Source organism: Dactylosporangium sp. NPDC050588, from assembly GCF_040654975.1.
Taxonomy (GTDB): Bacteria; Actinomycetota; Actinomycetes; order Mycobacteriales; family Micromonosporaceae; genus Dactylosporangium; species Dactylosporangium maewongense.
The window spans coordinates 36,531-46,025 of record NZ_JBFAJA010000102.1 but is presented as its reverse complement, the minus strand read 5'-3'; the positions used below and the strand labels follow the sequence as shown (position 1 = coordinate 46,025).

Sequence of the window (9,495 nt, the reverse complement as noted above, 5' to 3'; positions counted from 1 at the left end):
ATCGACCGGCTGGCTGTCGCCCCATCCCCAGCACAAGACGATGACCATCGACCCGCTCGGCGGCTACCCAGACTGAACATCCTCATCTGCCGCGATCCGTGCGGTTCGCCGTCACAGTGTGGGTCGTGCGTGGATCCAGCGGCTGGGACCAGGTGGGTGGTTAAGCCAGTAGGTGACCACTCTGGCGGTCGTCGCTGGCTGGGGCGAGAGGGTGCGGTTGGCGGGTCATTGCGGCGAGTGCGGCGGCGACGGTCTGCAGGTCGGCGCGGATGTAGGTCGTTGTCGCCGGTCCGGTGTTGTCGGTGTGGCCGGCGTAGGCGCGGGCGATGCCGTACCCGAAGTGGCGTTCGACCCAGGTCAGGGTGGTGTGGCGGAGCCAGTGGGTGCTGATGCCGTGTGCGGCGACCCATGGCAGGTGGGAGCCGATGCGGTGCCAGAGGTGGTCGTAGCGCGGCTGGTGAGTGGTTTGCCGTCGCGATAGCGCAGGAGCGCATCAGTGGGCAGGACGGCACCGCGGATGTGGGCGTGCTCCGCGAGGCGGGTGGCCAGGTCAAGGCTGACCGGCTGCCACCTGATGGTGCCGCCCTTTTCGCGGAGTAGGACGAGGCCGCGTTCGGCGTCGAGGTCCATGAGCCGCAGTCCGAGCGACCCGCCGCGTCGGCAGGCCGTCTCGGTGTGCAGGCGTAGGAGGAGCGCGTCGAGGACGACGTCATTGCCGGTGGTCCTGGCGACAAGATTGATCTCGGTGAGTTCATCGGCGGTCAGCGCGCGGCGGGTGCTGGGCAGGCGTCGGGGTTTGCTGATGCGGTGGGCCGGGCTGTCGGCTGCGTCGATGAGGCCGTCGTCGACAGCGCACTTGTAGTAGGCGCGGGCAGCCGCGACGAACAATTCGCTGGCGTAGCGGCCGCCGCGGCTGTTGCGACGGTGACGGGCGGTCGCGACGACCACGAGCCGCAGCGCCTGGATCTCGCTGGCGGCGATGTCGTCGATCGTCCGGCCTGCCCAGGTTTTGACCATCCGGTTCCAGTAGCTGCTGTAGACGCGTCGTGCGCTCGGCCCTGCGGCCGCGACGACGTGCGGCAGGTACTCGTCGAAGGTCGGCTGTCGTGGTCGTGCGTCGTGCTGTAGATCGGCGAGGGTGATCCCGAGGCCGGCGAGCGAGGCCCACGCTGCTGCGACGCGGTCCGGATCAGCGACCACGGCGACCATCCGCGAGGTGCGCGTGGTGTTCGGTGAGCAGCCGGACGATCATCGCCGCCGGATAGACCGTTCATCTGGCGACGACGAATATCGGCTGCCAGCACGATCTGGTCGCCGCTGGAGATCCCGCACAGCTGTCGCGACGCAGCGGGCACGGTGAGGGTGCCGCGGGTGTCCACCAGGAGTCGACCGCGCGGGTGGCGTTGGATCAAGATCGTGCCGTCGATGACGTCGATGCCGAACCGGTATTCGGAGTTCCAGCCCAGCCGGCGCAGGAGAGTGCGGGCGGAGCAGCGTCCCGCCCGGTCGAGTCGGGCCAGGTCGAGTTCGACGCCGTCGGCCCCGGATGGTGCCCGTGGCGGTGGCAGCGTCGGTAGTGGTGGAGGCTCCGGGCTGGGCCGGGGGAGCGGCTGAGGGATCAACGCGCCGATCGGCTGCTCGACGGCTGGCCCGCTGCGTCTCATGGCGGTCATCGTGACCGCACCGGGATCAGAGCACGCGTACCACAAACGGCCTGGTCACCCGATCGAGTCACCGAGCATGCGGTAGCGCGCCAACATCGCGGGCGACCGGGCCCTGAGGTGATGTTGGTGTATTCCCACACATACTGGTGTCGAAGGGGGACGTTATCCCCCATTTGTGGAATACGTGCTCGAAGCACGTGTCCATGCGCAAATTCTAGCAATGCCGATACGCAAATTCAACTGAGTATTTAGGCAGCTCGGAGGTGGTCTGGAAGGTCTTCGACGCCGCTATGGTCGCAGGTCAGTGCACGTATCAGCGAGGCGGGTTCAAGTGGCGAGTGAACCCGAATTTACCGCGTGCATGCGCAAAGCGGGCGCGTGCATGGTTCGATGGACGATAATGCGATGCTGTCTGCCGCTACGTGCAATTGGTGCACATCTTTTCCTGTCGATTAGCCGGTACTGGCTGTGTCGACGAGCCTCGATCGTGATGTCTGCCGCGTCCATAAATGGGTGGTGCTTGCTGCCAGCTTGCCCCGGCGGACCGGGCTCGGGCAGGTGTAATGCTTCCTTCTGAGCACTCGCAGGTGCGAGGAGTCACGACCGCTGCGGACACGCCCAGCCGACCCGCCGCAAGCAGCTCGGCCAACGATCAGCTCATGCAGCGGCTGCCCGACGCTGGCCTCGTGCCACTCCTTGAACCGCCGCCAACACGTCGCACCGAACGCACCAAACGCAGCCGTCGGTAACGCATTCCGCGACACCCCGGTCCGGCCGCAAACAGGCTGGGGGACTGTAAAACGAACGGTGTAACTCCTGATCAAGGAGTAGCACCTGATGGCGGATGTGTTGATCAATGGGGTCGATACTGACCTAGTGGCAAAGCGGAAGCCGGCCCAGCCGGCCGTGGACGGCGTCGATGCGCAGCTCGTCGCCCAGTTGGTGGAGCAGGCCCGCACCGCGGGCCTGCAGCTGACCGGCGAAGGCGGTCTGCTGCAGCAGCTGACCAAACGTGTTCTGGAGTCGGCGCTGGAGGGTGAGATCACCGACCACCTCGGCTATGACAAGGGCGACCCGGCCGGCAAGAACGGCGGGAACTCCCGCAACGGAGTGCGCGGTAAGACGGTCCTGACCGAGGTCGGTCCGGTCGAGCTCGCCATCCCTCGGGATCGGGACGGCAGCTTCGAGCCGCAGATCGTGCGCAAGCGGCAGCGGCGCCTGACGGGCGTGGAGGACATGGTGATCTCCTTGTCCGCCAAGGGGTTGACGACGGGCGAGATCGCCGCGCACCTGGCCGAGGTGTATGGCGCGGACGTGTCGCGGCAGACGATCTCCACGATCACCGACAAGGTCGTCGAGGGGATGGTCGAGTGGCAGAACCGGCCTCTGGACCCGGTCTATCCGGTCATCTTCCTCGACGCGATCCACGTCAAGATCCGGGTTCTGTCGCTGATCTTGTGATGCGAGTGGTGGTCACCTGCTCAACAGAACGCGTTTGCGGAGCAGATCGAGGCCTGCGCGACCGAACATTTGCCGCTTCAGCATCTTGAGGCGGTTGATCGTGCCTTCAACCGCTCCAGAGCTGTAGACAAGCGAAAGTCCATTGTGGACCGCGTTATAATCGCGGCGAAGGTTCCGGGCGAAGGACGCCAACGGTGCCAGGCTGTCTCGTTCAACCGCGGTGATCCAGTCTTCGAGCCGGTCGCCGTGCCGTCCGGTCATCATGACCGCGAACGCCCGCACATGGCCGACAAGTCGGTTCAGTGCACTGTCACGGCTGCGGATCTGTTGCAGCGCAGTCTTTTCGGCATCCTTCAGATGATCGGGGTGGGTCATGATCCAGGATGTGACCTTCCGGACGGACGGCGGTTTCGGGCCTGGCTGCGGGGCGTGGCCGCGGCCGTGCCGGAACCGTCGCAGATACCGTTGGACCGCCAGTTCACCACCGGGGTAACCGAGCTTCTTGATCTCCCGGAACAGCGCCGTGGCGTTGCGCTCTCCCTCGTGCCAACGTTGGTGCAGATAGCCGGTGTAGTCGTCGACGAGATGCTCCCGCTGCTCGGTCTTCGCGATCAGATCCTCCACCGAACGAGCCTGGACGAACTTGCGCACCGTGGCCTGGTGCAACCCCAACTCCCGTCCGATCGCCGCCTTCGACAACCCTTTCGCCGCCAGAGCATGCACTGCGGCGTACTGCTCCCGGAACCGGGTGACGATCTTCTTCTCCGGCAACGGCTGGACCGTTGCAGGAGCTTCATCCACCGGGACCTGCGGCGCCGGGTCGCCCAGATGAGCGCGATGCTCGTTGACCGTCTTCTCGACCGCCTGGCCAAGGTTCTGCCACAGATGGAACCGATCAGCGACCTGCACCGCCTGCGGCGCACCCTGGCTCGCGCCTTCCCCATAGCCACCCGAACGATCACGACAGATAACCTCGATCTCGGGATGCTGCCGCAGCCAGGCCGCGAGATCGTCACCCTCCCGGCCGTCGAACATATCCAACGGCCGGTGCGTGTCCATGTCGATCAGGACCGTGCCGTAATGCCGGCCCCGCCGGAACGCGAAGTCATCCACGCCAACCGCATGCACCGGCCCCACCACCGGCTCTGGCAACGCCCGCACCAACCGCAGCAACGTGTGCCGGCTGACGACCAACCCGGCCGCAGCCGCCAACCGCACCCCAGCCCGACCAGCCAACGCCAACCCGATCTGCGTCAACAACCCCTGCAGCAACGGCGTATAGCGACCATGCGGCCTCGTCAGACCCTCCACCTGCTCGGCGAACGTCACCGCCGCACACGCCGTGTTCTCGCACCGGAACCGCCGCACCCACAACCGAACCTCAACACCGACACCACCAGCCGCAACATCCCGAAGCCGGCGCCGATAGCCGCCATGAACCCGCCCCGACGGCACCCCACAACGACCACACACCGCCGCCTCCGACCGCACCCGCGCCTCGAGCACCACCACCCCCAAACCGCGTTCGACTCGATCGATGAACAAGCCCGCAAGATGCGGCAACAGCTCTTCCAGAACAGAACACGCCGAGCATGATCGCGAATACATCGACCTTCATGGGCGATCTGTCCACATCACAAGATCAGCGACAGAACCAAGATCCGGGACGGGAAGGTCGCGAACCGGCCGATCTATGTGGCCCTGGCCGTGACGGTCGAGGGCACTCGCGACATCCTGGGGTTGTGGGCCGGCGACGGTGGTGAGGGCGCCAAGTTCTGGCTGCAGGTCCTTACGGAGCTGCGCAACCGTGGTGTCGCGGACGCGTGCATGGTCGTCTGCGACGGGCTGAAGGGCCTGCCCGACGCGATCGAGGCGACCTGGCCCCTCGCGGTGGTCCAGACCTGCATCATTCACCTGCTGCGTAACAGTTTCCGGTATGCCGGCCGGCAGCACTGGGACGCCATCGCAAAGGCGCTGCGACCCGTCTACACGGCAGCGACAGAGGCTGCGGCGCGGCAACGTTTCGCCGAGTTCACCGATGCCTGGGGCGCTCGATATCCGGCGATCATCAGGTTGTGGGACAACGCCTGGGCGGAGTTCGTGCCGTTCCTGGCGTTCGACACCGAGATCCGCACCGTGGTGTGTTCCACGAACGCGATCGAATCGGTCAACGCCCGGATCCGCCGCGCGGTCCGGGCCCGCGGCCACTTTCCGAACGAGGCCGCCGCGCTGAAGTGTGTCTACCTCGCCGTGATGAGCCTGGACCCGACCGGCACCGGCCGGCGGCGCTGGACGATGCGCTGGAAACCCGCCCTCAACGCCTTCGAGATGACCTTCGAAGGACGACTCTCCGCAGGTCGCAAGTAGTTCTCAACGAGTCGAGTTACACCGTTAAGTTGACAGACCCCAGGCTGGCGGCACTCGGTGAAGATCAGCTATCGCGTGGTGGCGATGATGACTAGGAGCAGATCTGTGTGGGCACGTGCCGGCCGGCAAGGTATTCAGCGGTCGCGGCGAGGTGCCGGGCGGGGAGAGCGAGCGCGGCGAGGCGGCGGGCGCGGGTGACGGCGACGTACAGCACGCGGAGGGATTCGGCTGTCTCGTGCTCGGTGGGGGCCGGGCCGGTCGGAGCTGGGACTGCTCCGGCAGTCCATGTCGAGAGCAGGTGGGTGGTGCGCTCGTCGTCGGGGAGGAGCATTAGGACGGCGTCAGTTTCCTCGCCTTTGACTTGGTGCACGGTGTCGGTGCGAATTGCCTGGTTGGGGATCGCACCGGTGGGTACGCCGGCGAGGGAGGCCGCGGACTTTCTGGCCTTGCCTCTTGGGCAGGTCAGGCTCGTGCCCGCAGGTGCAGCGCTGCTGGGCAGGGGTCGCAGCGTGTTGAGGACGCGGCGGGCGGCTGCGCACCATTCCGCGGCGGGAATGGAAAGATCGGGTAGCTCGTCGAGGGCCCGGGCGGCAAGCCGGCGCAAGTGGTGCGGGTCGATTCCGTAGACGCTGAAGCGGTCGGCGGCCGTGGTTGTGTCGGCGTCGAGCATCCAGTGGCGCACCACTGCGGCCTGCAGGATTTGTTCGGCCAGGGACCGGGTGCGTTGGTCCGGCATCGTCTGGCGAAGCGTTGCCACTGCCCACGCCAGTGCGCTGGTGGGGTTGGCTGGTGGCCGGCGGGGGTCAGTTCCGGCGCCAGGCAGTGTCCCCGCAGCGTGGGCCAGGACAAGACGGCCGGTCGGGGGGATGCCAGCCTGGGTGGCGATGACGTCGAAGGTCTCCAGCTCCTTCCCACCGTCAAGGGGGATGAGGTGGACGGGCAGGTCGAGATCATGGTGGTCGGCCAGGGCGGTGTCTGCTGGACGGCACTGCGGATCGGCACGCATGGTGGCGGCGAGTCGGCACACCGTGGTGGAGGAGCGCCAATTGCCGGTCAACTCGATGGTGTCCAGCTTGCCCAGCAGGCGTTTGATCGCGGGTGGGCCGGGGTTGCGGAAGCCGTATATCGCTTGATCGGGGTCGCCGATGACGAGCGTTGGGAGGCCCATCGTTTGGATGGCCAGAAGCAGATTCACGTCTACGTCCGAGCAGTCCTGCGCTTCGTCGACGACGAGTTCGCTGAACCGCGCGGAAAGCATCTGTCCGAGAAGATCCGCATGTAGGTTCAAGTAGCGGTCAGCCACGCGCCGGGTTTCTTCGCCGGTGAACATCCGGTGCTCGTTCGCCAGCTGGCTGCGCCGTTGTTCGGCCAGGCGACACACCTGCTTGATCTGCTCGTCGCTGAGGTGCCGACGACTGCCGTCGCTGCGGGCGCGGCCGGTCAGCGTGGCGACCGGTGCACTGAGCTGGCCGGGGTAGCGAAACTGGAAGTCCGCGAGGTCAAAGGTGTACCGCTGCTGAGGCTTCGAGGGGTCGGGCAGGTAGTCGATTTGGCGCAGCTGCCGCGGCGCGTCGCGCCAGCTTTCCAGTCGCCGGAACGGTCTGGGGTTGGCTTCATCGGGTGGAGGCAAGAACGGCCGGACGAGGAAGCGCCAGAAGAATCCGTCCAAGGTCATGATGGCGTGGGGGTGTTGCAGCAGGTCGGGACGGCCGAGTTCGTGAGCACGGGCGCGGATCTGCGCTGCGGCGACCTTGGTGAAAGAAGCGATGGCGCGTCCGATGGGCTGGTTGCGCGGTGTGGCGCAGTGCCGGTTGACGATGGTCCGCGTCTTTCCCGCGCCAGGGCAGGCCACGACTGCGCAGGGAGCGGTCGCGGTCACCACGGCGTCCTGCTGGGCGGCGGCGATCGCCCGATGTCGGCGCAGGTCTTCGCCGAGCGTGGAGGCGGTTGAGGCTGTGGTCATGACAGTGGTGCGATCAGCCAGGCCAGGGCGTTGCGAACGTACGTCGGAACCTGCAGCGTGTGGCCGCCGGCTGTGGTGTGGTCCAGAAAGTCCTGCGCGAAGTCGCCTTTACGCAGGCGCGACTTCTTCATGGCGGCGATCAGGATGCGGGCGCGTTCGTCGGCGTCGGCGGCGGTCTCGACGCGAGCTTTCAGTTTGAGTCCGGCGGTGGGGCGCTGCACGTACCATGCCGGCCAGAAGGCGGCGTTGCCGGCTTCGAGCAGTTCCGGTTCGAGGGTGCTGGGGGAGGCGAACACCGCCGCAGCGTCGGTTGCCACCAGGCCGTCAATGAGTCGCTCAAGGGCGCCGATGGGGTCGTGACGCTTTCCGGGATCGGTGTCGGTCAGCACCGCGACTCGGTTGCCGATACGACCTGATGGCGTCCTGGTCAAGAGCATCCGCAGGTAGGGGCCGAAGTCGACGCCGTCGATCGCGACGATGGTCGAGCCGACGAAGCGGGTCCAGTCGCGGCCGGTCAACAGGGTGCGCGCCATCGCGGGCAGCAGGAGAGCCTCGGCGATCCCTTCGACCAAGATGGTGCGCGGTCCGAATAGCATGCTGCTGCGGGTGGCATCGAGGTAGCGGTTGACCCGTGCCCGGTCCGCGGCATCGAGGCCGAGTTCGGTGACCGCCACCGCGGCGGCGGTGAACCTCACCGACACCGCGGGATCGGGCGAGTCGCCGGCGGTAGCCGGCTGGGGTACCGCGACGGGGCGGCGCTGCAGCACGACGATGTCGTCGACGTCGGTGTGGGCGGCCAGCAGCGGCGCGTGTGTGGTGACGACGACCTGGATGCGGCCCAGCCATCCGTTGTCGGTCTGGCGCTGAGAGTCCTGAGCGGTGCGAGACAGATAGTCCAGCAGCACGGCCTGCAGCTGGGGATGTAGGTGGGCCTCGGGCTCTTCGACCAGCAGCAGGGTGAGATCGGCCTGGGCGGCGGCGTGCAGGTGGGTCAGAACAGTCGCGATGAAAGCGAGGTTGGCATAACCCATGCCCGACTCGGCGAGGTCACGAGGCTCCACCCCCGCATCGGCCATTCGCATCCGCAACCCGCGTACGAGGCTGGCGAGGTCTGCCCGGCCATAACCCAAGTCGGTTGCGTGCTCGTGCGCGCCGCTGGTCAGTGCGGTCAACGGTTCGTTGACCTTCTCGGACGCGCGCACCAGCACGGGATTGCGTTCAATGAGGCGCAGGTGCTCGCCGACCTCGCGCTGGAAACGTGCCCGGTCGTGACGCGTGCCCGTCTCGTCGACGAACGCCTCGTCGGCGAGCAGCCGCTCGACGATCGCCCGGATCCGGGAGCTGCCCGCCGGACCCAGTTCCCGGGCCGCATCGCGCAGCGGGGGCAGGTACACGTGCCGCAGCCGACCACGGGCCCCGGGGTCGGGGTCGTCGGCAACAGCCCCGCTGCCGGCGGCCCAGCTCATCCGGCCACGGGTCTCCGCCAAGCCGGGAGGCTCGTAGACCAGCGCGTAGTGCGCTTGCGTCTCGTCGGCGGTCGACGATGGGATGAAGGCATCGCTGTACGGGGCGAGTTCCGATGCCGTGCCGCGCAACGTCATCCGCAACGTGAAACTCGAGTAGTCGGCGACCCGGCAGACATCATCATCGTCGGCCCACAACGACCGCCGGCCATCCAGCGGTTCAGTGAGCATGCGCAACGCGTCGGTCACGCCCGACTTTCCGGCGCTGTTCTCACCAAGCAACACCGTCACCCCGCGCCGGAGCGCGATCCGCGCCTCGGCGAACGCCCGGAACCCAGTTAGCCCCAGCTCCGCCAGGTACACCATGTCCTCCCCTCGTCGCGCAGCGTACGCAGCGCGACAGCGGGGCGGAGTCGGCGGACTGGGGAGAGTCCGCGAGCGAAAGGTGCCGTAACCAAACAGGTCATCGCTCGTTGCGTCGGCCACGCAGACCAACCGAGGCTAGCCCAGCCGGGACGGCAAAACTGGCCAGAACGATTGAAAAGGGTGCTCGGCGCGGCAACGTCGCGTTGTTGCC

General features: G+C 67.0%; 4 protein-coding genes and 2 pseudogenes. 2 read left to right on the top strand and 4 right to left on the bottom strand.

Annotation, left to right across the window (positions count from 1 at the left end; all coding sequences use genetic code 11):
* Positions 1-357: 357 nt before the first annotated feature.
* Positions 358-1,209: a tyrosine-type recombinase/integrase gene (locus AB0I21_RS48475; protein WP_360571426.1), complete on the bottom strand. Its 852-nt coding sequence runs from the start codon at positions 1,207-1,209 to the stop codon at positions 358-360.
* 1,292 nt (positions 1,210-2,501) lie between these two features.
* On the opposite strand from AB0I21_RS48475, the pseudogene AB0I21_RS48470 reads away from it, so the two are divergent.
* Positions 2,502-3,104, top strand: a pseudogene (locus tag AB0I21_RS48470) (transposase); the annotation flags it as partial.
* A gap of 33 nt (positions 3,105-3,137) precedes the next feature.
* Here the strand turns inward: AB0I21_RS48470 and AB0I21_RS48465 are convergent.
* Entirely contained in the window at positions 3,138-4,670 is a 1,533-nt protein-coding gene (locus AB0I21_RS48465) for an ISL3 family transposase (protein ID WP_360571424.1), read from the bottom strand.
* 111 nt (positions 4,671-4,781) lie between these two features.
* Here AB0I21_RS48465 and AB0I21_RS48460 point away from each other — a divergent pair.
* Positions 4,782-5,492 (top strand): annotated as a pseudogene (locus AB0I21_RS48460) (IS256 family transposase); the annotation flags it as partial.
* 91 nt (positions 5,493-5,583) lie between these two features.
* Here the strand turns inward: AB0I21_RS48460 and AB0I21_RS48455 are convergent.
* Together AB0I21_RS48455 and AB0I21_RS48450 are read right to left on the bottom strand one after the other, a co-directional pair.
* Complete coding sequence (locus AB0I21_RS48455) at positions 5,584-7,455, bottom strand: UvrD-helicase domain-containing protein (protein ID WP_360571423.1); 1,872 nt, start codon at positions 7,453-7,455, stop codon at positions 5,584-5,586.
* Entirely contained in the window at positions 7,452-9,284 is a 1,833-nt protein-coding gene (locus AB0I21_RS48450; RefSeq protein WP_360571421.1) for an AAA family ATPase, read from the bottom strand. The genes AB0I21_RS48455 and AB0I21_RS48450 overlap by 4 nt, the downstream gene beginning before the upstream one ends.
* Positions 9,285-9,495 lie beyond the last annotated feature (211 nt).